Below are 26,307 nucleotides of genomic sequence, written 5' to 3'. Positions count from 1 at the left end.
GATGATCTGATCGTAGCTTTAAGCATTAGTTCCCTGATTTAGGAAACAAAGCCCCGGCACTGCTAACAAGTCCACCCTCGGCTGAGTTTAAGGTGTCAATGAGCATCATGCCGGCTTTCTCATCTAGCGTCATTCGGCTAACCAAGTCTGCTGCTCGTTCTTCTGGAGATAATCGCCAGTCTTCAAAGGGTTCCAGTTTTCCATTGCCGTTAGAATCTCGGAATTGGTAACCCTCAACGTTCAATACATCATGAACACGAGAGTGAACTTGGGGTTGCTGGAGGTTATTGTCGCTATCAGATGAGTTGCATCCTGCAAGAAGCAACGCGATTGCTATAGGTGTCAGGGTAAGACGCTTCATGGTCACGATCCTATTGTTAGTATAATAATAAGCACATGACCAATTTTAATAATTAACGGATTATTGGTTAACCAAAATAAAGCAAACTAAAGATTTGGATCACCATATAAATTTAATTGGTGATTTAATTCAATTTAGTACTGGAAATATATTGACGACGCTTAAATAACGTAAACTTAATTAGATTTGATTTTTTGATATCCAATTAATTCCCCATTTAATTAGTGGTGTATTACTTCCATATTTTAAATCTAGAATAAAAAATTTATTGCCTATTTTATAGTTAACAATCTGCGCTGATGTAAACGATAGATAGTGACTATGTTGGTGACTATAAAGGTGATTTCGACAAAAGAGCCTCCAATTGAACCAATCCAAATGTTATGGCTAGCCCAACAGAAGGAATTGAATAAGATTAATGATCTCAAGGCGATGCCTTGTCTTGAAAAGAGTGCCCATGTCGCAACGGACGAACCAACAACCGTAATAAACTCAAAGAAATGGTTCATGTTGGGCAAAGTCATGCACCACATCAAGCCAATAAAGAACCACATCACTTTGCGCGATTGAGTTTTTATCGATACGTAACTGCGAATAGCATTAATAATTACGCCTATAGCAGCCACTATGGCACCCATTAATATGAAATGGATACTCATAACAAAACAAAAGATCATCATCTGGTAGCGAAAACGCATATCATCTTTTTGCCAAAAGGCCATTACACCGATACAAAAAGCCAGGCCGCCAACTCCTTGTGTTATCCAGTTTTCCATATTTAGCCTTTATTTTTAGATGCTATCGAGCACGATTAAATAATTAACTATGAGAGAATAATGCTCAACCATAAAATAACCCTCCGAAAGGAGGGCTAGATATAACGCTAAAGGTGCTATTGCATTAGGTTTAATTGACTAACTTAACGGCTTCACGAGTTAAATGAGCCAGCTGTTCCCAATTACCTTCTTCAATTAGCTTCTTATCCACCATCCAAGTACCACCACATGCGAGCACTCGAGGTATCGCTAGGTAGTCTTTGATGTTGTTTGGGTTAATGCCACCTGTCGGCATGATCTCAATATCCGTGTAAGGCGCAAGAAGTGACTTAACCATGTTGATGCCACCTGATGCTTCAGCTGGGAAGAACTTCAATGTGGTTAAGCCCATTTCTAGAGCGGCTTCTACTGTACTCGGGTTGTTGACCCCAGGAATGATATCAATACCAATCTCTTGGCAGGCTCTTACCGTATTTGGGTTAAAGCCAGGAGAGACTACAAACGTTGCGCCCGCTTCTTTAGCGGCGATCGCCTGCTCACGATTGAGCACAGTGCCAGCGCCGATCAACATGTTTGGTTGCGATTCACGAAGTAGACGAATTGCTTCGACAGCCGCTTCAGAACGGAAAGTAATTTCTGCTGCAGGTAAACCATTTTCAGCTAACACTTTTCCCAGAGGGATGATGTCTTCAGCGTTGTCGATAGCGATCACAGGGATAACTTTCAGTGTTTTCAGTTGTTGTTTGATGTTAGACATTGGTATTCCTTAAATGGCTGTGATGGCCGCTTGAGTTAGTTCTTTTGCAATAATGGCACCATGATGTTGGATAACGACGCCTGCCATGGTGTTACCGCGCTGGCATGACGTAATTAAGTCTTCGCCTGCAAGGTAAGCAGATAAAAATCCGCCATTGAATGAGTCTCCTGCTGAGGTCGTATCAACGACGTGTTCAACAGGTAGGGTCGGCACCGCCCGTGGAGCCGAAGCGGTACCAGAATCTGAATTTATGTCACTTTGAATTGTGGTATCTTGAATGAGACAACCATCTGCACCCAATTTGACGATGCATCGCTTAACACCCAGTGAAGTTAGACGTTCAATGGTTTGTTCAGGTGAAGTATCTCCCCAAATTAACTGTTCATCATCGAATGTAACCAAGGCTAAATCCGTCAATGTATACATGGCTTGGTAGCTATTTTTGACGGTTTGGTTTTCGTCCAGTGGCCAAAGTGCAGGGCGGAAGTTACTATCGAAGGCGATCTCAACACCTTGTGTTTTCAACTCAACCAAGATGTTTAATAGCTCGATACGATCTTGTTCAGGCAGAACCGCTAATGTGATACCGCTGAGAAAGACCATATCGACATTGCGCAGTGCCTGCTTTATCTGATTGAAATCTGGGTGCTGCAGTAGGTAGCGTGCAGCCGACTGATTTCTCCAATACAGAAAGGTACGTTCACCTGCGTCATCAAGCTGAATTAGGTATAGGCCTGGCGTACGTTGGTTGTCTTGTAGAACTAGGTCCGTCGACACCCCTTCTTGTTGCCAGCGTTCTAACATTCCCTTGCTAATCGGGTCTGCGCCTAAAGCCGTGACGTAGGACACTTTGATGTCATCTTGATTGAGGTTGGCTTCACAGCCGCGGCTTAAATAAACCGCAGCATTGAGAGTGTCTCCGCCAAACGTTTGATGCATTGAGCCGAACGGTTTGCCGTTAAGCTCGATCATGCACTCACCAATGATGGCGATATGTTTCATGGGTTACGCCCTCTCTTCGAAGTAGCGTTTTGCGTTACCAAAGCAGATGTCTTCGACCATAGGGCCAAGCAGTGACATGTCGTTTGGCACCTCGCCGTTTTCAGCCCAACGACCAAGCATGTCACACAGAATTCTGCGGAAGTATTCGTGGCGTGTGTAAGACAAGAAGCTGCGAGAGTCAGTCAGCATGCCGACAAACTGGCTAAGCAGACCAAGCTGAGATAGTTGCTCCATTTGGCGTTGCATGCCGTCTTTCTGATCGTTGAACCACCAACCAGAACCAAACTGAACTTTGCCCGCGATGCCGCCACCTTGGAAGTTACCAATCATGGTTGCCATCATCTCGTTATCTCGAGGGTTTAAGCAGTAAAGGATGGTGCGAGGTAACTCATTGCTTTGATCCATCTCGTCTAATAGGTTAGCCAATTCGAATGCAAACGTCTTGTCGCTAATCGAGTCAAACCCTGCATCAGCGCCTAACAGTTGGAACATACGCGTGTTGTTATTGCGCTGAGCACCAATATGAAGCTGCATTACCCAACCCATTGCAGCGTAACGCTTGCCTAACCACACTTGAACCGCTGTTGAGAACTGTGCACATTCTAAATCGGTGAGCGTTTCGCCATTGAGGCGTCGAGCTAACAGAGCATCTAACTCGGATTCTGATGGAATCGGCGCGTAGCGAACCACTTCTATACCATGGTCTGCTGCACGGCAACCATGGTCGTTGAAATGTGCTAAGCGGCTGTCTAAAGCACTCAATAGATGATGGAAGCGAGTGATTTCAACGTTAGCAACCATGCTTAATTTTTGTAGGTAATCAGCAAAGCCATCAAGTTCAATTTTGAACGCTTTATCTGGGCGCCAGCTTGGTAGAACTTTCACATCAAATGAACTGTCTTGAGCGATCGTTTTATGGTGTTCAAGAGAATCAATCGGATCGTCTGTCGTACCGGCCATCACAACATTCATTTGCTGCATGATGCCGCGAGCACTAAATTCCGGTGTCGCTAATAGCTCGTTGCCTTCGTGCCAAATTTGGTCAGCTGTTTCTGGGCTCAATAGAGTGCCAGTAATACCAAATGGGCGACGAAGTTCTAAGTGAGTCCAGTGGTAAAGAGGATTACCTAAGGTTTGAGGGACGGTTTTTGCCCATGCCATAAACTTGTGATAATCACTTGCGCCTCCAGTAATCAGACGTTCGTCGATCCCTGCTGAACGCATGCCACGCCATTTGTAGTGGTCACCCTCAAGCCAAATCTTAGACATGTTTTCGAACTGACGATCTTGAGCCACTTCTGCCGGGTTTAGGTGGCAGTGATAGTCATAAATCGGCTGGTGGCTTGCGTGTTCGTGGTACAAGCGGCGCGCTGTCTCATTCGACAGTAAAAAGTCTTCACATAAGAAACTCTTCATTGTTTGTTCTCCTTATAACGCAGCCACGGTAGCAACGGCACCGTGTTCAATTAATGATTGGTACGCTGAACTTACTGCATCAATGACCTGCGGGTTTTGACCTAGCTCGGCAGGGAAAATTGCTTCAACCGCAAGTAACGCCGGAACCACAGATACATTGAGTCCATGCTGGTCGCAGATCTGGCGTAGTGTATCCGCCATTGGATCGCGAACATCAATCTCCTTACCTTGCTCATCAACACCAGATACATAGCGCATCCAGCCAGCAATAGCGGTTGCAAGCCATGTTAAATCTGAGCCTTGCTCTAAATGGAATCGTAAGCTGCCACCCATACGTTGAGGGATCTTCTGGCTGCCATCCATCGCAATCTGCCAGGTCTTATGCTTCAAGCTTGGGTTAGTGAAACGGTTGATCAGCAAGCTTGCGTAACCTTCTAAATCAGTCCCTTCAGGCATCGTTAACGACGGCGCTTGTGATTTCATCATCATGTCAAAAGCGGCTTTTCGGTAGCCTGCATCTGTCATGGTGTCGGAAATATGGTCGTAGCCACCAAGGTATCCAAGGTAAGCAAGGAAAGAGTGACTGCCATTGAGCATGCGCAGTTTCATCTCTTCGTAAGGCACTACATCTTCTACGAACTCTGCACCAGCAACATTCCAGTCTGGACGCCCCGCAACAAAATTATCTTCAATCACCCATTGGCGGAAGGGTTCACAGGCGATACCGCATGGGTCTTCACAACCAAGCAGTTCTGCAATTTCAGCTAGTGTCTCTTCGGTTGCTGCAGGTACGATGCGGTCAACCATGGTGCATGGGAAGGTGACATTGGTTTCAATCCAATCACGTAATTCTGGGTCAAGCAGTTGAGCAAACTCAATGATCGCTGCTTTTGCTACATGACCGTTCTCTTGCACGTTGTCGCAAGACATCACCGTGAATGGTGTTAAGCCACGTTCGCGGCGAATTTTTAGGGCTTGGACAATATAGCCAAGCGCAGATTTTGGTTGAGTTGGGTTAGCTAGGTCTGCGATGACTAATGGGTTATTTTTGTCGAGTTTTCCGGTCGCAGGGTCAGCGCAGTAGCCTTTTTCTGTGATGGTCATAGACACGATAGCGACTTGAGGCTCTGCCATTTTTTTTAATACGGTTTCGATGCCGTCTAGGCTTGGGTGAAGAGATTCTGTCACTGAGCCGATCACTTTAACGTCTGTGGATTCAGCGCCTTTTTCAGCTACGGTGTAAAGGTGGTCTTGCGCGCGAAGTGATTTAATTAGGTCTTCGCCGCCGAATAGGTTTATCTCACAAATGCCCCAATCAGTGTTGGTTTTGCTGAGCATTTCATTGGTGAATAGCGCTTGGTGAGCTCGGTGAAATGCACCAAAACCTAGGTGCACAATACGGCTTTGGAGTGCTGAACGGTCGTAGTCAGGTCGTAATACAGTGTTTGGCAGCGTAGAGTTAGCAACAGTCTTCATTATTCAGTTCCTTTTCCCGCCAGCGAGCCAACGGGATTTTATTATTTGATTATACGTTTGAGTGTTTAGCAGTCCTAGAATATATCTGAGACCAAATTACGAACCGTAACCCAGTACCAATTCAGGTAGGAACAAGCTCAGCTCAGGGATAAAAGTAACGGCCATTAGGGCTGCAATCAGTGCAGCATAGAATGGCAGCAAAGGTTTGATGACTTTGTCGATGGCAATGTTGGCAACCGAACAACCGATGAATAGAGCACTACCTACTGGCGGCGTACAGATACCTATAGCAAGGTTGAAGGTCATCATGATGCCGAAGTGAACTGGGTCGATGCCTAGATCCAATGCGATTGGCAGGAAGATTGGTGTGAAGATCAGTACCGCTGGTGTCATATCCATGAAGATACCCACAATCAGCAGGATGATGTTGATGATCAATAGAATCATTAGCGGGTTATCAGAAACCGCCAGTAATGCATCAGCAATCATGTAAGGCACATCGGCGTTCGCCATTGCCCAAGACATACCCATTGATGCGCCAACCAGTAATAGAACGATAGATGTCGTTACTGCAGACTCAAGGATGATCTTTGGAATTTCACGCCATTTCACTTCACCGTAGATAAGCACCGCTAGAACGAAGGTGTATACCACAGCAATTGCAGAAGCTTCAGTCGCAGTAAAGATACCGCCAATGATGCCACCCATGATGATGCCGATTAGCGCTAAAGAAGGCGCCGCTTTTAAGAAGGTGTCCCATACGACAGACATTGAAGGACGTTCTGCAAGTGGGTAGCCACGACGTTTTGCAATGATACCCGCCACAATCATGATGCTGAGTCCCATGATGAGACCTGGGATGTAGCCCGCTAAGAACAGTGCCGCAATTGAAGTACCACCTGAAACCAAAGAGAAAACGATCAAGGTATTACTTGGTGGAATCAAAAGACCAGTAGGACACGAAGTGATGTTTACCGCCGCTGAGAAGTTTTCGTCGTAGCCATCTTTCTTTTGCAGAGGAGACATGGTGCCACCAACTGCAGCAGCCGATGCAACCGCTGAGCCTGAGATCGAACCAAACATCATGTTTGCCATCACGTTTACGTGTGCCAATGAACCCGGTAGACGACCACCCAACACTTTCGCGAAGTTGATCAAACGCAGCGCGATGCCGCCTTGGTTCATGATGTTGCCCGCCAAAATGAAGAACGGGATTGCCAATAGTGCAAAGTTATCAAGGCCAGCGGCCATACGTTGAGCAACTACAGCGATTGCAGGCTCAAGCGGTAAGCTCATTAAAATGGTTGCTAGTGACGATAAACCAATCGCAAAAGAGACCGGTACACCGATTGTAAGCAGTACAGCGAAACTACCGAATAAGGTCAGTATTACTTGCCATTCCATTGTGAAATCCTTCTATCAATCAAGTTGTGAGTCGGTGATCAAATCGTCACCTGACATTAATTGTTTAACGCGTTCGTAGGTAAATACGACGGAGTAAAAAATCATCAAAGCGCCACTAATCGGTAAGCAGAAGTAGATGTAGCCCATTTCTAAACCTAGAGCGGGAGTCAGTTGTCCCATCGCAAGTGTTTTAGCTGCAAGTTGGCTTCCACCGTGTACCAGAACGATATAAGAGAAAGAGGCGATGGCTATTTGGATAACGATTTCGTTGATTAATTTGCGTTTGCCAGTCAGCTTCATCGTAAGCAGGTCGATGGCAAGGTGGCGTTTCAGACCCGTAGTGTAAGCAGCACCAATTAAGGCTACCCACATAAAGAGATAACGCGCGAGCTCGTCGGTAACAGTACTTGGTTTGCCAATAACATAGCGGGATAAAACCTGCCATATCACACACAGTACTAAGAAAGACGATAGAGACACTGTAAAGGCGGCCAACCCTCTATTTATGTAACTGACCAATTTATTCATGTTTATTTCCTTTCAACAAAATTGCGTATCTCATAACAATTGGTTTACCAATGTAAGAAACTGTTTCTATGTAGGGATGGGATGTTCAAAAATCTGGCTGAATCATAAGCTATTCATTTTTTGGTTGGCGTGAGCAACTTCACAAATGATTTTGGTTGACCAATTTATGGGTTTTTATTGTGATATTGGTCAATCAATTTTAATTTCAGCTTTGACGGTTCCTTTTTTGAACCCCAATATGAGCCCATAACAAAAAACACCCTACATTTTGGATAACCAATCCACGGAGAATAAGAATGATGATGACGCGTAAAACTTTGATTAGTGCGGTTGTCGGTGCTGCTTTCACTTTTGGAGCAACAGCTTCTGCTTATGCAGCGACAACATTGAAACTGAGCCATAACCACCCTCGTGACCATGCAGTACATGAAGCGATGACGTTTATGGCGAAAGAAGTACGTGAATTGACTGACGGTGAGGTGCGTATTCGTATTTACCCTGATGCTCAATTGGGTACACAGCGTGAATCTATGGAGCTGATGCAGAACGGCGCTTTAGATATGGTGAAAAGTAATGCTGCTGAGCTAGAAGCTTTTTCTCCTGCTTATTCATCATTCAACATGCCTTACTTATTCCGCGATCAAGCACACTACTACAGTGTGACTGATGGTGAAGTAGGCCGTGACATTCTTAACTCTTCTCGTGATAGCGGCTTTATTGGTGTTACTTACTACGACGCTGGTGCGCGTAGCTTCTATACCAATAAGCCAATTAACACGCCAGAAGATCTGAAAGGTTTGAAAGTTCGTGTTCAACCAAGCCCATCAGCAATTGCGATGGTGAAAGCGTTAGGCGGTAACCCAACGCCACTAGCTTACGGTGAGTTGTACACAGCACTGCAGCAAGGTGTGGTGGATGCGGCTGAAAATAACATTCCTTCATTCAGCTTGAGCCGTCACAGTGAAGTGTCTAAATACTTCAGCTTAGATGAGCACACGATGGTTCCGGATGTGTTGGTTATCTCAACCAAAGCATACGATAAACTGACTACAGAACAACAAGATGCGCTAATGAAAGCGGCAAGTGATTCATCTGAATTGATGAAAAAATTGTGGGCTGAATCGGAAGCAAAAGAGCGTGCTAAAGCCGAGAAAATGGGCGTGACTTTTGTGGAACCAGACAAGGCTGCGTTCGCACTAGCGGTTCAACCTATGTATGACGCGCTAGATAAAGCGGACCCAGAATTGAGCGCATTGATTGACCGCATTCAGGCTGTTGAATAACTAGCAAATATAGAAAAAATAGTAATACAAAAACAAGGTGTTACTGCATTTTAGGATATAGAGGTTGACCAATTATATTTGGTCATTATGATGGCGAGAGAAATACAATGGAAAGAAGTGACAATATCATCATGATGCCTTTCGAGCCGAAAAGACCTTATCAGGAGATAGGGTTAGTACTAAGAAGAGAACTGATTGAAGGTCTGTATAAGGTCGGAGATAGGTTGCCACCAGAACGCGATATTGCTGAACGTTTAGACGTCAGTCGCACGGTAGTGCGTGAAGCAATCATCATGCTGGAGCTTGAAAACTTGGTTGAGGTGAAAAAAGGGTCGGGTGTTTATGTCCTGAACATTCCAACTCATTCTCGCGAGAATGTGGTCAGCGATGACGCTGGTCCATTCGAGATGCTGCAGGCCCGCCAATTACTGGAAAGTAATATCGCGGAGTTTGCGGCAACTCAGGTCACTCCGGGCGACATTATTAAGATGCGCTCTGCACTCGAACTCGAGCGCGAAGAGCTTGCAAGCGGCACTACCGATTGCAGCGGAGATGAAAGATTTCACATGTGTATTGCAGAGGCCACTCAAAACTCTGTATTGGTAGATATGTTGAAACAATCCTGGGATCGACGCGAAAAGAGTCCAATGTGGAATAAACTCCACTCTCACATCAGTGGTCAAGATTACCGTGAAGAATGGTTAGATGATCACGCTCGTATCCTCGCCGCCTTACAGCGCAAAGACCCTGTCGCTGCTAAGAATGCAATGTGGCAACACCTTGAGAATGTTAAACAGCGTTTATTAGCGCTGTCAGACATTGATGACCCAAACTTTGATGGTTACTTATTTAGCTCAAACCCAGTGGTGCTACTTAGCACGGAAAGTTAGTCCTGAAAGCTAATGTTGAATTCAGCGACAAGGCTCCTCTTGAAAGCTGATTCATTCACTAGGTTGTAGATAGGTAATCGTCTTTAGACCGGCGTAGACCGGTGCTATCCCGGGCAGTAATTGTCATTGCTGCCATTAAGAAGTCGTTATTGCATTTAGCTTGATTAATTCGAGCCGGCTAAGTGCGTCTTAAAGAAAGGTAAGTCTCATGGAACAAACGTGGCGTTGGTATGGCCCTAATGATCAAGTTTCGCTAGACGATATTCGTCAAGCGGGCGCAACTGGTATTGTGAATGCACTGCACCATATTCCAAATGGTGAAGTTTGGACAAAAGAAGAAATTTTGAAACGCAAAGCCATTATCGAAGAGAAAGGTTTAACGTGGTCGGTCGTAGAAAGCGTGCCTGTGCACGAAGAGATCAAAACTCAAACTGGCAACTACCAGCGTTGGATTGATAACTATAAGCAAACTCTGTCTAACCTTGCTGAGTGTGGCATCGATACAGTTTGTTATAACTTCATGCCCGTGTTGGATTGGACGCGTACCGATTTAGAATTTGAAATGCCTGATGGTTCTCGCGCACTGCGTTTTGACCAAATCGCATTTGCAGCATTTGAGCTGCATATCTTGAAGCGCCCGGGTGCAGAATCGGACTATTCAGAATCAGAGCAAGCGCAAGCGTTGGATTACTTCAACAACATGACGCCAGAGCAAATTCAGCAACTGACTAATAACATCATCGCTGGCCTGCCAGGCGCTGAAGAAGGTTACACACTAGAAGCGTTTCAAGCACAGCTAGATCGCTATGCGGGCATCGACAAAGACAAGCTACGTGAGCACATGTCTTACTTCCTCGCTGAGCTGATGCCTATCTGTGATGCGAATGGCTTGAAGATGGCGGTTCACCCAGACGATCCACCGCGTCCAATTCTAGGCTTGCCTCGCATCGTTTCAACGATCGAAGACATTGATTGGTTGACCGAGCATGTACCAAGCAAAATGAATGGTTTGACGATGTGTACGGGGTCATACGGTGTTCGTGGCGACAATGATCTTGTTAACATGATCAAAAAGCACGGTGACCGAATTTACTTTACGCACCTGCGTTCAACTAAGCGTGAAGAGAGTAACCCAATGACATTCCACGAAGCAGCGCACTTAGATGGTGATGTGGACATGTACAACGTTGTGATGGCCATTTTGGATGAAGAAAATCGTCGTGCAGAAGTGGGCGATCACCGCTTAATTCCAATGCGTCCAGATCACGGTCATCAAATGCTGGATGACCTAAAGAAAACCACTAACCCAGGTTATTCGGCGATTGGTCGATTGAAGGGTTTGGCTGAAGTTCGTGGTTTAGAGATGGCATTGAAACGCGCTTTCTACACTAAATAACGACGGCATCTAGCTTTAAAATACCCTATAAAAACCAGAACTCATGTTCTGGTTTTTTTATCTGAACTAAGTACAACCTAAGAGTTTGGATGACTACGATCACGTCCCTAACTTGGTAAAGGCCAACGGGGTTTGTCCGGTTTGTTGTTTGAAAAAGGCAATAAATGCACTGTTGGATGAGAACTCTAGCTGGTGCGCGACATCGCCGACTTGTCGGTTTTCTGAGAGCAGTTCAATTGCTTTAAACAAACGCCATTGCTGTCGCCACTCTTGATAAGTCATGCCTGTTTCGGCTTTGAATAATCGAGTAATCGTCTTGGTACTTGCGCCAACCGAATTCGCTAATGTCGAGAGAGCTGGGGCAAGGAAGGAGGTGGTTCGGACTCGTTTGCAAAAGCTTTTAAAGCGGCGATCTGTTGGTAGCGGCAAGATAAACGAGTGCTGGTTAGCGCTGTAAAACTCTTCCCAGAATAGGCGGGCGGTATTGGTGGTTTGCTCGCGGGCAATGTCCCAATCCCAGAAAGCCACCTTATTGATCAGAGCTTTTAAAAGCTCATTCACTTCCACAATTTCAATCACTTCTGGGCAGGTGTAAATACTGCTATCAAAATAGAGCGATCGATAAGCAACTACATTAGTCATCTGCGCGCGATGCTTGGTATAAGGCGGGATCCACACAGCTTTTGTCGGCGGCAAAATACAAATGGCGTTTTCTAAGGTCAAGGTGATGCAACCCTGCGGAGCATACAGCAGCTGTCCTTTTACGTGGTGATGTATTCCTGAATCATGCTGACCTAGCTCTGCCGCAATCCCTATTACGGGCGCAGGTAAGCTGTCTGCATCAAACTCAATGGTTTCACTAATTAATGCCATTTGTCCCAATCTTGTTGTTTTTGGTTTTAATGTTGTTAACGAGCCAAGGTTAGTTTCCTCTAGACTTCGCGTCAAGTTCACTGGTCTTGGAAAAATGATGAAAACAAAACCTTCTTTATGGCAAATGGTGCTGCTGTTGATGTTCCCTCAAATCGCAGAAACCATCTATAGCCCGACTCTGGATTCAATATCGAAATCCTTTGATGTCAGCTACACACAAGCTGCTCAAACCCTATCGATTTACTTCTCTGCATTTGCTGTGGGTGTGGTGGTATGGGGTGTATTCGCGGATAAATGGGGACGTCGTCCCACCATGTTATTGGGGATGGGGTTATTAGCCTGTTCTTCACTTATTGCCATGCAAACCGACAGTTTTACGTGGTTGATGATAGCAAGAGCGATGGGCGCTTTCGGACTTGCTGTTGGCTCTGTCGTCACTCAAACCATGCTTCGAGATGCCTTTAGCGGTACTGAGCTAGCTAAGGTATTTAGTTACATGGGCATGGGATTGTCTATTAGCCCAATTATCGGGTTGCTACTTGGTGGTCAATTAAGCCAAGCAGGCGGGCATCAATCTGTGTTTATTGCTTTGTTTATTATGGTGTTAGCGCTGCTGGCACATAGCTTATGGTCTTTGCCTGAAACACAGCAGTCTAAGCAGCCGTTACAATTAAAATCGCTCAGTATCCACATGATCAAAGACGGTGGTATTTGGGTATCGGCACTGCTTGTCGCCTCGTTCAACATTGCGCTGTTTTCGTATTACCAACTGGGTTCATTCACCTTCTTACAGCTTGGATTCAGCATCGAGCAGTTTGGTTATAGCGGCGTCGTGCTTGGGTTCGGAACCTTGTTGGGAAGCTTGGTTAATAAAGCGCTATTGAAGCGACAAGTGTCATCTATCTCTCTGATTGGCTTAGCGGCAGGGCTTCAAACATTAGGCGCGGTGGGTGTGTATTTTTCACAACACACGATCTGGTTCTTGCTTCCGATGATGTTGGTGGTTATGGCGTTTGGCATTGCGATTCCTAATGTATTGAGCCGTGCGTTGGTGCGTTACCAATCTCAAGCAGGAAGTGCAGGAGCACTGTTTGGTTTGGTGTATTACACCTTGATTGGTTCAGGGCTAGCTTTAGCGGGAATGATTCAAGATTTAGGTGTGGTGTTGGTGCTTTGTGGTACGTTATCTGTGTTGGTGACGATACGCAGCCGACTCTAGATTTAACGGTAAGTCTCTCATCTATATCTATAAATTCCGCATTCTATTGGGTGCGGAATTTCTCATTTTATTGATTCGTAACCGTTGGTAACGAAGTATCGGCTGAGCGTATTGGCGAACGTGTTCTGATTGAGCCTTGTTTGACTGAGGTTTATGGGCAAGATTGTGTTAGAAGTAGCAGAGCGCTAATTTAGTCAGCTTCAGGATTCAGATTGATGGAAGAGCGAGCAAGTGTTATTTGCTCGCTTTTTTGTTTCTGGCGAATAGCGGAGGCTTGGCCTAGCAAACGGCTAAGTAACATATCCTATACAGCAGGAAAATTAATGATTCATTTATCACTGTATGGTTTATGAGTTGCCTGTGCGATAATCACCGCCGTTATATATCCCTATCTATGTTGTATTCATCTAGGAGCCGTATTGATGTTTAAAAGGGTATTGCAGGCACTATTCTCACCTTTTGTTGATTCAAAAAACAAACCCTCTGCAGAGCCTGTCCAACAAGAGCAACAACAAACCGTTGCTACTGATTCTGTTCCGTCTTCAATTTTTGTTCCGCCGTCGTCCGCTCAGCCATCATCATTAATCGTCGATAAGACACTTAGCCTGCACGATGGTGAATTCCTTGATTATTTGTTTGGAGAGTCTCGCCTTCGAACGGAGTCAGATCCATTTAGCGATTTTGTCGCTTGTCAGATAGAACGTTTGATTCGCTCTCCAAAAGCTTTGCTTAATGAACTGCCAGTGATGCCAGCCTCTGTGACCACGTTAATGGCTGAATTGCAGAGCGACGAGTTTGATATCGATGCATTGTTAAGAGTGATTGAGCGCGAGCCGAGTATGGCTGCCGATGTGATTAAACTGGCTAACAGTGCTTTTTATAAGCGTGGTGAAAAACAGGTTACTGACCTAAAAACAGCATTCTTAAATATGGGTTCTCAAGGGCTTGTTGAAGGAGTAGTGAATAGCTACATGAAGAACTTCACGCCGGGGAACAATATTTACTGGCGTCACTTCGGTGAGAAAATTTGGTATCACAGTGTGCAAACCGCGTCTTTTTCTAAGGAGTTGATGAAAGACTCTTCATCCCAAGAAGATCAGGCAGCGGCGTACTTTGTTGGGTTGATTCGCAACTTAGGCAAGATGATTATTTTCCAAATGATGGTAGAAGCCTTCAAGCATGTAGAACCCTCTGTTCCGCCAAACTCGTTAGCATTGAAGCGCCTGATGAACAGCTACTCTATTCGCCTGACTTACACCATTGCTAAGTTCTGGGAGCTGCCAGAATCTGTGTTGACCGCAATTGGCTACCAAGAGTCGAGCCGATACGAATGCACACCACTTGGTCAAGCTGTGTTTGAAGCTAACTACCTAAGTGAGCTGAAATACTTATTGGAAGAGCAGGCGATTGAAGCAGAGCAGTTTAAGACTCGATGTAAAGAGACACTCTTATCTCCAGCGGCATTCAAAGTGGCTAACTGTATCTATAAAGAATCTGAGTTATCGCTAGTGAGCTAACCCTTAGCCTATTCGACCTACGCTGTGACTGAACATAATGATTGGTTGCAGCTTGGTTGGGCTAGGTTGTGAAATACAGTTCAGCTACGAAATTCGCTTACAAATGGCTAATCCATAGCTTGTCGAGCTCACACCAACCGAAGCCATTCACTTGCGCGCCGTGTATCTTTTCAGAAACCTCTAAGTTGAACGCTTCTTGCTTGAGCTCAACCACAATCCCAGTTTCATCGAGCCAATGTCTAAGTTCTAACAGCTTATTCATTGCCAGGTCGAGGCTTGGCTCGCGTCGAATTGAGGCTATCCCTTGCTCAATCCTATTTAGCATCTTTGCGGCTAGCGATAAGTCTTCAAAAGGGAAACGAGTAAAGAAACTTAACCATGAGGAGAAGGTATCGTTTTCATCAATAATGCTGCACAGCGCGATGTCTTTGGTCGCTGTGTAGTGTCCATATTCGATATTGGTTTTTTGATCGTCAGATATTGATAATTGCTCGAAAAGCGCTTGGCATTCTGAGGTGTCTTCAACGGTGAACTCACGAGCGGCTTTCGACAACTTCGGGTTTTGAACCTTGAAGAAGGTTGAACCGAAATTCTGTAGAGCTGAATCGCTCGCTCCATTCACCGTGACCGTTTTCTCTGGCATTTTGACGCACACTTGGTTTTGCGCACATGCCTTAGTTTGCGACCAGTCAGGGTAAACCCAAAGCTCAACTCGATTGAGAATCGGTGTGCTGTGTGAATAGGCATTATTGCGGCTTAACCTCAGAATCTTGCTTGAGAAAATCTCCAACGCGAAAGCGCCTGAGCCAATTAGCTTATCGTCTGATGTGTGCTCAAATATCGAAGCCTCAGGTCTAGCCAGTAATCGAGGCAAATGCCAATCAGGCTCACTCAGAGTCATTTTGATCACATCGCCAGTGACAGCCGACACGTCAACAATATGTTGATAGCAACGACGCCAGAATTTGCTCCTAGAGAGTGAGGAGAGACAGCGCACTATGTCTTGGATTTCAAGCGATCGACCGTTATGGAATTGAGCGCCATTACGAACTTGGAAATGCCAAACGGTAGCATCTTCATTATGCTGCCAATGATAAGCTAAATCACCGCTCAGCTTTTCTTGTCGAATTGCAGTGAGGCGTTGGCAAATCTGCATCACTAAGAAACGTTCAGTACGCCTTAGCACACGCTGAGGGTGGAGTGCTTCAAGTTCTCGGTGAAAGGGAATGAATGCTACGTTCTGTGTTGAATGATTGTTGCTGCTCAGAAAGGCTTGCAGCTCAGTGCCAGCGTTTCGGCCATTGAAGCTTAAGGTGTTAAACACCTGCTCAATATTGCCTGAATCTGCTTGGCTTTGTGCGTATTGGTAACACGCCTCAATGGGTTCAACCAGACACGTGAGTTGTGCCTTCTTGCTGCGGCCTGAACTAGCTTGCCACTCAATCCAACCTTGCGCTGTCATCGCTTTGAGTAAGGTCTGAACGTGACGTTCACTCACGTGCAGCAGTGTGGCCAGTTGATTGACCTGACAATGCGATACTCCAGGCCCAAAAGCCTGAAATATCTTTTCATACAGTTCAAGCTTGCGCTTAAGGTTGCCCAATTCGCATTCCTAAATGTTAGGTTGAGTTAAGTGTTGGTAGCCTGCATCATCGAGTGCTTTTTCCATGGTTGCAAGAACCTGTGCACTTATCTTTGAGCTTAGGATATCAGACTCAAGTTTGCCCTCTAATACAAGTTGCGAGAAGTGCTCGATTTGATATTCGAACCCATTACCCTGAATCGGGTGTTGAATAGTGAAGGTTTCATTTCGGTATTCGATCTCGATGTGAGTAGGGTTCCACCACTTCTCTTGAATTGTGATAGTGATGTCTGGGCCAGTTAATCGCGCAGCGCGTGGCAGGTTGTGCACTGTCGAAGCTGATATGGTCGCGTTGATCTCGCCAGAAAACTGAAAGCAGGAATCGGTATCAACATTCGCCCCCTCATACAGACATGACATCTCTACCTGAGGTTTTGAAGGACTAACCCCCAACGTTCGACACAGATCGTAGAAGAACCAAAGCCCATAGACCCCAACATCGAGCGTTGCCCCGCCTGCTAAGTCCGGGTTGAAGATAAACAAATCAGGATCATAATCGTGATGGTTACCAAAGCTGGCTTCTATCGAATCAATCTTAATCTTGTTGTTGGCTAAGAATGACGTGAGCTCACGATAAGCAGGGAACACCACGGTCTTCATCGCTTCTAGCAGCATCACACCGTTTTGTTCGGCAAGAGTTTTCATCTCTAGCCAATCACTGAGGTTGGTGAAAGCGGGCTTTTCTACCAGTACGTGTTTTTTATGACTTAGAAACAGTTCGGCGAGTGGCTGGTGATAAGGATGAACCGTGGCGATGTATACCGCTTCAACATCTGGATCTTGCGCCATGGCTTCATAAGATCCATAAGCCTTGTCGTAACCAAACTTATTGGCGAACGTGGCTGCGCGGGAGTGATCTCTTGCGGCAACGGCATAAAGTTCACCATGCAGACAGTGCTCTGTGACTGCGGTTGCGAATCGATTGGCGATATTGCCTAGCCCTGCGATACCCCATTTAATCTTGCGTTGCGTGTCGCTCATCAGTTGCTCCAAATCGTTGTTTTGTATCAGTGTACTCAGAGACGGCACATACAAATAGAGAACAGATTTCTCAACCTGTTCTCTATTTAATTCTATTCTAGTTGAAGCTCCGTATCAGCTCTGTATGGAGCGTTTCCACTCGGCTAAGGCTTGAATGTGTTTTGGCCCAATACCACAGCAACCACCGACAATATTGGCACCCAATGCGTGCCAACGTTTTGCGTAAGCTAAGTAACCTTGGCCATCCAGCTCTCGCATCTCCTGAAACATGTCATTGGCTTCATGTTCACTGCTGATAGGTGCAAAGTTATTGGCGTAGACACCAATTTCCAAATCACTGCCTAACTCGTCGATCACTTTCTTAGCATCGATAATGGCTTGATCCATCACTTCAGGCACTGAGCAGTTAAACATAATGCCTGTCGCGTTAGATTGGCAGGCCAGTTTGATGGCATCTGTTACGCTCTCACCAGAACGAATGTTGGCAGAGTCGCCCTTGGTGTCTTCCAAGCTAAAAGCGTAGTAGCACGGCTTATCTGATTGCTTAAGTACCGCATGAATGGAGGTGAACTCTTGCAGGCTGCAGATAGTTTCCGCGATCCAAAGGTCGATGTTGGGATCTTGTGCATCGTAAAGGGTTTGAATGATTGGCGCCGCTTCTTCGACTTTGAACAAGTCCGGTCGGTAGCTGCCAAACGGTGGCGGAATCGCACCAGCAACTTTCACGGTGTGAGAAGTATTGTCAGCAACTGCTTTAGCCAGTTCGCCAGAAAGTGCGGCTAGTTCAAAGCCTCGTTGTTCAAAGAGCTCTTGACCCAAATGAAAAGGCACACAGGCGTAACTATTAGTGATCAGGATTTCAGCACCTGCATCGACAAAGTTTTGATGCGCTTGGCTAACAAAATCGGGTGCTTCAATCAGCGCTTGAGCACTCCAAAGTGGTTGAGAAAATGGCGCGCCAATTTCTTTGAGTTCTCGGCCCATGCCGCCATCAAGTATGGTTAGTGTTTTCATATTCAATACTATCTAAACAATTGCTGAAGTTCTGCCGCCACCATATCAGACAACCTTGTAAGACTGAAGCCATCAAAGTGGAAGTGGTTTAGCTAAATCAATACATCTCAATAGCGAAAGGAAAAAAGGATGGAGAGGTAATCGGTGCTATGCTGCATTGGGTTTAAGATATATGTTTATCTCATCAACCATCCCAGAACGTTAAATACTAAGTCACCACAATCTGTTGAGGAAAAGTGCATTGAAGTTAACGAATAAACTCGTACGTTACCCGCACATTGATGTTGATCGTGTGTTTGAAAAAGAAGCTGAGTTATTGCAGCAAATACAGGCTGGAGAGATTGGACAAGCCTTAATGCTATGGCAAGCAAAAACGCCAACACTCGTTTTGCCCGCAGGTAAAAAGTGGCCAGTGACCGTAGAGTCTAGAAAGCAACTCGAGACACAAGGCTGGCAACTCACCTCGCGTAAAACAGGTGGTGCTCCCGTTCCTCAACTGCCGGGGATCATTAACCTATCGCACATTTATCATTGGCCTCGTGACGAAGCGTACAATATTCAAAAAGCGTATCTACATCTGTGCAATGTCTTAACCCTGTTTTTTAAAGAACTAGGTGTCGATGTGGATGTGCATGCAACTCCCGGTTCTTACTGTGATGGCGACTACAACCTCAATATCAACAAACAGAAAATAGTGGGCACTGCTCAGCGCGTTTTACTTAAACGAGGGGGCGGTCAAATAGTACTTTCACAAGCCTGTATCTTGTTAGATGTCGACTTAGAGAACATCGTTGCACCCGTAAATTTTTATAATCAAATTTGCGACAATCTGACCGTTGTAGATCCGCACGTTCATACTCCGTTGTCTGAGCATGTGACGCCCCTGCCCAACGTAGACTCACTCTTTCAGCAGTTAAGCCAAGCCTTTATCAAGCATGCGTGATGCTATGTGTCTACCAGAATCAACTGGGTGCCATGCACAATTTCTCTTTTAGCAACCGGTCAAGCGTTTCCACTAATTTACGGTTTTTAGCGGGATTCAATGCATCGGCATGGGGATCTTTGAATAACCCAGAATCATTATCAAAATATTGACCGGAAGCGCTGGCAAACTCGTCACTGAGTGCCGCGCGACGAAGGATATCGGCTCCAATCGCCAGATCATTCCCGTCCACGCCATAAGCCTCTTTGACCAATTTGCTGCCAAGGAAAGAAGCAGGGTTCACCGGGATCACCGCAGGTCCATTATCTAATAGAGTGTTGGCCAATTCGATAGGCCACATTGTCAGCGCGAGCTTACTTTACGCGTAAACTGGGCCATCTAATTTGCCTGCGTTCGGACTGGTAAGCGCTTCTAAATCTACGGTTGATTGGGCTGCTGAAGATAGGTTGACGATACGACCTGTCGCATCAAAAAGAGGGAGCAGCTCCTGTGTCAGTAGATAAGGCGCAATGGTATTTACAACAAAACGTACATCAAGGTTGTCTGAGGTGGTGACTTCCGAAACCTTGTATACGCCAGCATTGTTGATCAGTATATCGAGTCGCTTGTGATTACTTTTGATTTGGGTTACGAGCGCCTCAACTTCAGAGAGTGTCGATAGGTCGGCGATGTAGCTTTCGATGATGGCGTTCTTAGACAGGCGAGATAAAGCTGTCACAACCTTGTGGACTTTGGCTGGGTTGCGGCCATGAATGAGAACGTGGTGTCCTTGCTGAGTCAGCGCTTTTGCGGTCTCTAAACCAATGCCATCCGTGGCCCCTGTGATCAGAATTGTTTTTTGCATTTTTCTTCCTTTGAAACATTTCCCGTGTAACTTTTATAACAAAGATTCGGTGCGCAAAATTCATACTAGTTCACATGATGGGAGGAACAACGGTTAGGTAATGTGCTGTAAATGAGAATTATGACAATACTGAGTCGGGCAGGATTGCTGGATATTATACTGCGATTTCTCTAAAGCTTTTGTGAGTGGTTTGTAATGGCAAGATTTAAGCCTGCTGGAGGAAATACTCTTGCAAGAAAAAGCCTCAACTAAATTTTTTAGTTGAGGCTTGGTCGTTATTAGCCTTTTTCAGCCTATATTGGCTTTGTTTGACGTTGTTATTTTATAGATATTTTTTTGGAGCTTAATGCGCGTGTACCGCTGAATCTTGGTATAGCTCTGCATCAACTTCTTCACCTTTGTTTGGACGCGGCACAATCTCAAATGAGGTGTCAGCTTCAGTCAGGGAAGACAACAGTTTGTTCAGAGATGATTTGTCACCTTTCACGCCTGCTTGTCCGTCTTCTAACAGTTTTCCAAGGCTTGTTTTCTTAAGCACGATATCAGACACGTCAGACTTATTGATGATCAGTGTCGTTTCAGCGTCTTGTAGCTCGCTTACTTGAATGTTATTCAGGTTACCGTTAGACATCTCAACGTAGTAGAACTCTTGCACATCTGGTAGCTGAATATTCAATGTAAATGGTGTTTCTTGCGCTTTTAGAGAATCCACTTTTACTGCTAAGTAATCGAGTAGGTTTTCAATCGTCATGTTCGCTAACACGTCCGGAGATGCCGTTTTTGGTGCGCCCGGCTGAGTGCCAATGCGAAGTTCTTGAGCGCCCGTTAGGTAGATGTTTCTCCAACCTGCGCCTTCTGATTGATAACCCAATTGCTCGTAAGTATCTGCCAATAGGCCACGTGCAACTTTGTTATCTGGTTCTGCTTGAATCACCTTATTCAATGCGGTTGCAACGAAGCGGTATTCACCTTCTTGGAAATCTTGCTGCGCTTTTTCAATCACAGCATCGCTGCCGCCCATGTACTCAACAAACTTCACCGATTCTGGCTCGATTGGTAATGGGTTTAGGTTCGCCGGGTTCATATCGAAGTAACCAAGATACATGTTGTACACAGCGCGAGCGTTGTGAGAGTAAGTACCGTGGTAACCGTTTGTGTGCCAAGTCTGCTGAATGCTGTCTGGCATTACTTCGTAAATCGCATCACCGATGTCTTGCAGAACCACACCGTTATTCGCTAAGCGAAGCGTTTGGTTATGAGTAAAACCGTAAGCATCACGTTGCATTTTTAAGTAGTCAGAAATCTCTTCTTCACCCCAAACTGGAGCTGAGTGGGAGGCGAATAACACCTCAGTTTCTTCGCCCCATGTCACCAACATTTCGTTGATCTTCTTCGACCACTTCAAGCCATCACGTACTTTTGCACCACGCAGTGTGTACAGGTTGTGCATGCCTTGGTAAGTCAGCTCACCAGTCCAAAGTGCTTTCATACTAGGAATGTAGGTGACCATTTCTGATGCCGCTTCGGTGCCTGATGCATCCATGAATTGCATTTCTAGGCCATCAATAACCAGAGTTTCAATCTCTTCGTTATGGTTTAGTTCGTAGTCTGGCAGTACGTAAGTAATGCTACCTGTTGATAGGCCTTTAGACAGCGCCGCATCTACAATACCGTGCTTGTGTCGGTTCAACGTTGCACCGTACTGATAAGCGGTACGACGAGACATTGCATTACCCGCCAATACGTTCTCATCTACGATTTCTTTAGTGATGTTTTTCGAACCGTACACTTTTACATCTGGGTATGCATCTTTGATTGCTCTCTCGCCACCAAAGTGGTCAGCGTGAGAGTGAGAGTAAACCATTGCAACGACTGGCAGTTCACCGCCATCAGGTACGTTTTTCTGGAAAAATTTAAGAGCTTTAGCTGCTGCTTCTTTGGTAAGAAGAACGTCGTAAGCAATCCAACCACTGTCACTACGAATGAAAGAGATAGACGCTAAATCCGCACCACGAACTTGGTATACTTTACCCGGAACAACTTCATATAAACCTTCAGCCGCTTGGTTTAATACCGCTTGGCGCCAAAGTGAAGGGTTTACCGAATCAGGTGCTTGGTCTGCGTTATTAACACTTGGATCGATGAAGTTAAAGCTATTGCGAATGATGTCGCCAGTCTCTTGGTCAAAGCTAGCAATCAAGCCTTTGTTGTTATTCTCAAAAGCGCGAATATCAGCAAAGTTAAGAGTTTTTGCGAACTCGTTGTTTGCTTTAGTGGTCATTTCGGTTGCATTTTTGCCACCTTGGTCGCCAATTTCGCTGAAGTGTGCGTGGTCATGATTGGCTGCAACCGCAGGGAATGCGAGAGAAATAGCTAGGAACAGTGATGCATTTTTGAATGTGCGAGAAGTTTTCATAATAGCCTCTTCATTTCAGAATTTTGTTTCGTTGAGGCGATTATAGGAATAAGACATATAGCAAAAAATAAAGTAAGCTTTATTTAACACATCACGAACTGTTATGTGTTGTATGCTTAAAAGTAGCAGATTGAAGCGCAAAGCTTGTCGCATACCCAATGCGAGTGCCCTAAACATGGAGAGTGACCGTGAGTGATGTTGAAAAGTTAGATCTAAATTTACTGAGCGTGTTTTTGGAAGTGTATCGATTAAAGTCGATCACCTTAGCATCAGAATCTCTTGGTATGACTCAACCAGGGGTCAGTGGAGCATTGAAGCGATTGCAATCTCAACTTGATACTGACCTCTTTATTCGCGAAGGGCGAGGGATCACTCCAACCAATGCTGCCGTGCAACTGGCAAGCCGAGTAGAGCCCGCGTTAGAGGGAATTACGAGCGCGGTCAGCACCTTAAAGCAGTTTGATAATCAGCAGCATCACGTGTTTCGAGTTCTGGTTAACGAGATCGGCCTAACCAAACTTCAACCCCTTGTTGAGCAAGATGAGAGCTTGGGAAACATCTCAATCGAGTTCAATATGGTGCCGAATAATGAAGAAGACTTACTGCAAAGTTTGAGCATGCAGCAAGCGGACTTAGCGATCGATATCCATTATCCGCAAGTCAATGGATATATGAAACAACCTGTGATTGAAGATGAACTGGTTCTGATAGCAAGAAAAGGACATCCCAGAATCAATGGTTCGGTGACAGAAGAGCAGTATTACAACGAAAAGCACATTACTTTTAGGATGCGTCGTACTCGCTTGTATACCGCGGATTACTTCACTAAGTCGCCACTCAAGCAGCGTAAGGTCAGCGCGGAATGTGATTCGCTAATGACGATGTGTGTGTTGGTATCGGGCTCGGACTGTGTCGGCAGTACGTCGCGTGATTTTGCCAATCAGTTTGCAAAACCCTTTCAGCTTCAGGTGTTAGATCAGCCATTCGAGGTTTTGCCTATGCAGCAATACATGATCTGGCATAAAAGAACCGATTTGAATGCGGCTCACCAGTGGTTAAGAGATAAGATCCAACAATACATGAAGAAGTCTGAAATCAGCTAAATTCAAAAGATACGCTTGTAAAAACGGCCTCTAAATGAGGCCGTTTTTGTATCTGCTTATTCCGCTTTTCGTTTTCGCTTTTGGCGCGCATTCTTAATCATTTGAACAGGGGATAAGCCAGTGACTAACATGGTGCCAGTGATAACTAGAATAGATCCGACAATGGTATTAATGCCAATCGCTTCATCTAAGAATAAGTTCCCCCAAAGAATACCAAACACTGGAATCAAGAAGGTCACCGATAGTGCTGAAGGCGCACCAAGTTCATTAATGAGGTTGAAATAAAGCAGGTAGGCTAAACCAGTACAAACCGCGCCGAGCAAGATGACCGATGTGGTGATCGTGAGATCGGGGGCTTCTCGCATTGGCATGAAAAACACAAATGGCAATACGATTAACACCGCTGCCCACATGCTGCCGTGGGCATTATTGAACGCTTCAACCTTTGGTGCTGTCTTGGTGTAGTTAGAGGCGATACCGTAGCTAAATGCAGCCAAAACCGCAGCAAAAATAGGAACAACCGCTTCTTGGCCGATGTTCATGGCATCCCAACCGACCAACACACCGACGCCAGTGACACCAATACCTAATCCGAGCAGCACCTTCTTTTCAAGCGCCGTTTTTGTCCATATCGCACCAATGATTGCCGCCCATATCGGTGCGGTGGAGTTTAAAATCGCAAGGGTTGAAGCATTCAAAGTTTGAGCTGCATAAGCGAAACACAAAAAAGGAAGCGCGGTGTTAAACAAGCCAAGAATGAAAAAGTGTTTCGAATGAGTATTAAAAGAGAGCTTCCTTTTCAGATAAAAAGAAACCAAGAGTAGGGTGACTGCCGCGCACAGAACTCGCGCTTCAATTAGGACTGCTGGGCCCAAAGGGCTAGCTGCGATTCTCATGAAAAGAAATGAACCACCCCATATCGCAGCGAGGATAATTAGTTTTATAAAGCTCACAGCATGAACCTCTGAATATGTAAAACACCGACTATGAATCAAAGCTAAGTATTACACAAACTTAGATCTTAACAGTGTGCAACTGTGGATATAATATCTAGCTCTTAAACAGGAACATATTTGATGATTTTTGTTCTGTTTATCCTTCCCTATTTGGTGAGTAATCTAGCGTTAGACATCAAACTTAGGGGAACAAAATGAAGATTGAACACATCGCAATTTGGACCAAACAACTCGAAGTGTTGAAACGATTTTATGAAGACTATTTCGGCGCGACATCGAACTCAAAATACCATAACCCAACTAAAGGTTTCTCTTCATACTTCCTCTCTTTCGACACAGGAAGTCGTCTAGAGATCATGGAAATGGACTCGGTTCCTGAATCGAAAGATGACCTCTATGATCAGTTTACCGGCTTCATCCATATGGCAATTTCTCTAGGATCAGAGCAAGCGGTGGATGAACTCACTAAACGTTTGATTGAAGATGGTTATGAACGCTTAGATGGCCCAAGAAGAACTGGAGATGGCTATTATGAGAGCTGTGTACTCGATCCTGATGGTAATCGATTGGAACTTACCGTTTAATGTAGAGACTTAATTGAGTTACTCATCTACGAACGGGACTGAGGTATGACAATGATGAAGTGTGCAGTGACTTTCCTTTTTGGTCTTGGGCTTATGGGATGTGCTACCTCAGATCTGGTACATAAGAAAGAGACTGATGCTAAGTCTGAATCATTGAACCCAATAGGGTATCTCGGCTTTAAAGCTCATCAAGAGTGGGCTCTTAAATTTAACGACTGCACGGTTTATGATCTCACAGGAGCACAGCCCTACCAATGGTTTGATCGCACATCCGCTTTCGTGAGCTGTTATACGTTTAAGCCAAGCGATGCCATTGAATCTTTGTTTGTTTATAGCGAAGCTAACTTCGAAAGTAATCAACTTACACCGATTGACCGCTTCCAAGAGCTACAGGTTACTGAGTCTGGCTGGGGTAAATTTCCTAGCGTCTATGAAACAAACGGCACTAATTGGCTGAGAGTCAAAGAAGGCTGGATTCACCTTACACTCGCCGATCAGACGCTCGTACAGTTCTATCCTGGAAGCCAAGACCATTCTGGCAAATCACAACATGATCAGTATTTTGAACAGCATTGAGAACAAGCTTTAATTTAGAGATAACAAATGCCCCTATCAAATGTGTAGGGCCGAATTGAATCGTGAATTACAGGCCTTTCTTAAGCTTGATTACAAAAGGCATAACAGCACTGAAAACGATCACCGCTGCGCCAATCAACGCTAAGGTGTTTGGTAATTCAGCGAATAACAAGTAACCAAGAATCATTGAGTAGATCATCTGCGAATATTCAACATTAGATACCACGTTAGCTTCTCCCCATTTGTAGGCTGTCACGCCAAACCATTGGCCGATGGACGAGATCACACCCACCAATAGGCTTTGTTTCCTAATTGGATCTCAGATAGAAACGGCCAGTATGGGTGATTAT

At 45.2% G+C, this 26,307-nt stretch carries 24 protein-coding genes and 1 pseudogene; 9 read left to right on the top strand and 16 right to left on the bottom strand.

Annotated elements, in window-relative coordinates:
- Positions 1-25: 25 nt before the first annotated feature.
- The 8 genes from ACED45_RS20315 to ACED45_RS20280 all read right to left on the bottom strand — a co-directional run bounded on the left by ACED45_RS20315 (position 26) and on the right by ACED45_RS20280 (position 7,720).
- Positions 26-361: a hypothetical protein gene (locus ACED45_RS20315; protein WP_371714882.1), complete on the bottom strand. Its 336-nt coding sequence runs from the start codon at positions 359-361 to the stop codon at positions 26-28.
- Positions 362-633: 272 nt separating this feature from the next.
- Positions 634-1,137 carry a YgjV family protein gene (locus ACED45_RS20310; protein ID WP_146491109.1) on the bottom strand — a complete coding sequence of 168 codons (504 nt, stop codon included), beginning with the start codon at positions 1,135-1,137 and terminating at the stop codon, positions 634-636.
- A 130-nt stretch (positions 1,138-1,267) separates the two neighbouring features.
- Complete coding sequence (locus ACED45_RS20305) at positions 1,268-1,894, bottom strand: bifunctional 4-hydroxy-2-oxoglutarate aldolase/2-dehydro-3-deoxy-phosphogluconate aldolase (RefSeq protein WP_371714881.1); 627 nt, start codon at positions 1,892-1,894, stop codon at positions 1,268-1,270.
- A 9-nt stretch (positions 1,895-1,903) separates the two neighbouring features.
- Positions 1,904-2,896, bottom strand: a complete 993-nt coding sequence (locus tag ACED45_RS20300; protein WP_371714880.1) for a sugar kinase — start codon at positions 2,894-2,896, stop codon at positions 1,904-1,906.
- 3 nt (positions 2,897-2,899) lie between these two features.
- Positions 2,900-4,312: a glucuronate isomerase gene (uxaC, locus tag ACED45_RS20295; protein ID WP_371714879.1), complete on the bottom strand. Its 1,413-nt coding sequence runs from the start codon at positions 4,310-4,312 to the stop codon at positions 2,900-2,902.
- A gap of 12 nt (positions 4,313-4,324) precedes the next feature.
- Entirely contained in the window at positions 4,325-5,788 is a 1,464-nt protein-coding gene (locus ACED45_RS20290) for a fructuronate reductase (RefSeq protein ID WP_371714878.1), read from the bottom strand.
- A 96-nt stretch (positions 5,789-5,884) separates the two neighbouring features.
- Complete coding sequence (locus ACED45_RS20285) at positions 5,885-7,192, bottom strand: TRAP transporter large permease (RefSeq protein WP_050651086.1); 1,308 nt, start codon at positions 7,190-7,192, stop codon at positions 5,885-5,887.
- A gap of 15 nt (positions 7,193-7,207) precedes the next feature.
- Positions 7,208-7,720 carry a TRAP transporter small permease gene (locus ACED45_RS20280; RefSeq protein ID WP_048609952.1) on the bottom strand — a complete coding sequence of 171 codons (513 nt, stop codon included), beginning with the start codon at positions 7,718-7,720 and terminating at the stop codon, positions 7,208-7,210.
- Between the two features lie 299 nt (positions 7,721-8,019).
- Here ACED45_RS20280 and ACED45_RS20275 point away from each other — a divergent pair, with 299 nt between their 5' ends.
- From ACED45_RS20275 to uxuA, 3 genes are all read left to right on the top strand, one after another.
- A complete protein-coding gene (locus ACED45_RS20275; protein WP_048610341.1) occupies positions 8,020-9,003 on the top strand; it encodes a TRAP transporter substrate-binding protein in 984 nt (327 codons plus the stop codon).
- Between the two features lie 107 nt (positions 9,004-9,110).
- Positions 9,111-9,893 carry an FCD domain-containing protein gene (locus tag ACED45_RS20270; RefSeq protein WP_048660902.1) on the top strand — a complete coding sequence of 261 codons (783 nt, stop codon included), beginning with the start codon at positions 9,111-9,113 and terminating at the stop codon, positions 9,891-9,893.
- A gap of 208 nt (positions 9,894-10,101) precedes the next feature.
- Entirely contained in the window at positions 10,102-11,289 is a 1,188-nt protein-coding gene (uxuA, locus tag ACED45_RS20265) for a mannonate dehydratase (RefSeq protein WP_371714877.1), read from the top strand.
- A gap of 99 nt (positions 11,290-11,388) precedes the next feature.
- Here uxuA and ACED45_RS20260 read toward each other — a convergent pair whose 3' ends face one another.
- Complete coding sequence (locus ACED45_RS20260; RefSeq protein ID WP_371714876.1) at positions 11,389-12,162, bottom strand: AraC family transcriptional regulator; 774 nt, start codon at positions 12,160-12,162, stop codon at positions 11,389-11,391.
- A 97-nt stretch (positions 12,163-12,259) separates the two neighbouring features.
- Here ACED45_RS20260 and ACED45_RS20255 point away from each other — a divergent pair, with 97 nt between their 5' ends.
- Positions 12,260-13,381, top strand: coding sequence for a multidrug effflux MFS transporter (locus ACED45_RS20255; RefSeq protein ID WP_371714883.1), 1,122 nt, complete (start codon positions 12,260-12,262; stop codon positions 13,379-13,381).
- 422 nt (positions 13,382-13,803) lie between these two features.
- Positions 13,804-14,898, top strand: a complete 1,095-nt coding sequence (locus ACED45_RS20250; RefSeq protein WP_371714875.1) for an HDOD domain-containing protein — start codon at positions 13,804-13,806, stop codon at positions 14,896-14,898.
- A 97-nt stretch (positions 14,899-14,995) separates the two neighbouring features.
- Here the strand turns inward: ACED45_RS20250 and ACED45_RS20245 are convergent, their stop codons facing one another.
- The 3 genes from ACED45_RS20245 to ACED45_RS20235 form a co-directional block, all read right to left on the bottom strand.
- Positions 14,996-16,501 (bottom strand): SgrR family transcriptional regulator, encoded by a 1,506-nt coding sequence (locus tag ACED45_RS20245; RefSeq protein ID WP_371714874.1) that lies wholly within the window; start codon positions 16,499-16,501, stop codon positions 14,996-14,998.
- 9 nt (positions 16,502-16,510) lie between these two features.
- A complete protein-coding gene (locus tag ACED45_RS20240; RefSeq protein WP_371714873.1) occupies positions 16,511-17,521 on the bottom strand; it encodes a Gfo/Idh/MocA family protein in 1,011 nt (336 codons plus the stop codon).
- 114 nt (positions 17,522-17,635) lie between these two features.
- Complete coding sequence (locus ACED45_RS20235; RefSeq protein WP_048662494.1) at positions 17,636-18,535, bottom strand: homocysteine S-methyltransferase family protein; 900 nt, start codon at positions 18,533-18,535, stop codon at positions 17,636-17,638.
- Between the two features lie 241 nt (positions 18,536-18,776).
- Here ACED45_RS20235 and ACED45_RS20230 point away from each other — a divergent pair, with 241 nt between their 5' ends.
- Complete coding sequence (locus ACED45_RS20230; RefSeq protein WP_371714872.1) at positions 18,777-19,478, top strand: lipoate--protein ligase family protein; 702 nt, start codon at positions 18,777-18,779, stop codon at positions 19,476-19,478.
- A 19-nt stretch (positions 19,479-19,497) separates the two neighbouring features.
- Here ACED45_RS20230 and ACED45_RS20225 read toward each other — a convergent pair.
- A pseudogene (locus ACED45_RS20225) lies at positions 19,498-20,322 on the bottom strand (SDR family NAD(P)-dependent oxidoreductase).
- A gap of 343 nt (positions 20,323-20,665) precedes the next feature.
- Positions 20,666-22,738: an alkyl/aryl-sulfatase gene (locus tag ACED45_RS20220; protein WP_371714871.1), complete on the bottom strand. Its 2,073-nt coding sequence runs from the start codon at positions 22,736-22,738 to the stop codon at positions 20,666-20,668.
- Between the two features lie 188 nt (positions 22,739-22,926).
- On the opposite strand from ACED45_RS20220, the gene ACED45_RS20215 reads away from it, so the two are divergent.
- Positions 22,927-23,841: a LysR family transcriptional regulator gene (locus tag ACED45_RS20215; protein ID WP_371714870.1), complete on the top strand. Its 915-nt coding sequence runs from the start codon at positions 22,927-22,929 to the stop codon at positions 23,839-23,841.
- 56 nt (positions 23,842-23,897) lie between these two features.
- Here the strand turns inward: ACED45_RS20215 and ACED45_RS20210 are convergent, their stop codons facing one another.
- On the bottom strand, positions 23,898-24,794 hold the full coding sequence (locus tag ACED45_RS20210) for a DMT family transporter (protein WP_371714869.1): 897 nt from the start codon (positions 24,792-24,794) through the stop codon (positions 23,898-23,900).
- 197 nt (positions 24,795-24,991) lie between these two features.
- Here ACED45_RS20210 and ACED45_RS20205 point away from each other — a divergent pair, with 197 nt between their 5' ends.
- Complete coding sequence (locus ACED45_RS20205; protein ID WP_285953903.1) at positions 24,992-25,381, top strand: VOC family protein; 390 nt, start codon at positions 24,992-24,994, stop codon at positions 25,379-25,381.
- A 51-nt stretch (positions 25,382-25,432) separates the two neighbouring features.
- The gene (locus ACED45_RS20200) at positions 25,433-25,957 is read left to right on the top strand and encodes a hypothetical protein (RefSeq protein ID WP_371714868.1); all 525 of its coding nucleotides are present in this window, start codon (positions 25,433-25,435) and stop codon (positions 25,955-25,957) included.
- 67 nt (positions 25,958-26,024) lie between these two features.
- Here ACED45_RS20200 and ACED45_RS20195 read toward each other — a convergent pair whose 3' ends face one another.
- Positions 26,025-26,249: a hypothetical protein gene (locus ACED45_RS20195; RefSeq protein WP_371714867.1), complete on the bottom strand. Its 225-nt coding sequence runs from the start codon at positions 26,247-26,249 to the stop codon at positions 26,025-26,027.
- Between the last annotated feature and the right edge of the window lie 58 nt (positions 26,250-26,307).

This window comes from Vibrio crassostreae, assembly GCF_041439375.1.
GTDB lineage: Bacteria > Pseudomonadota > Gammaproteobacteria > Enterobacterales > Vibrionaceae > Vibrio > Vibrio crassostreae_D.
Note: the sequence above shows the minus strand (reverse complement) of the source record. Positions and strands in the feature narration are given on the sequence as shown.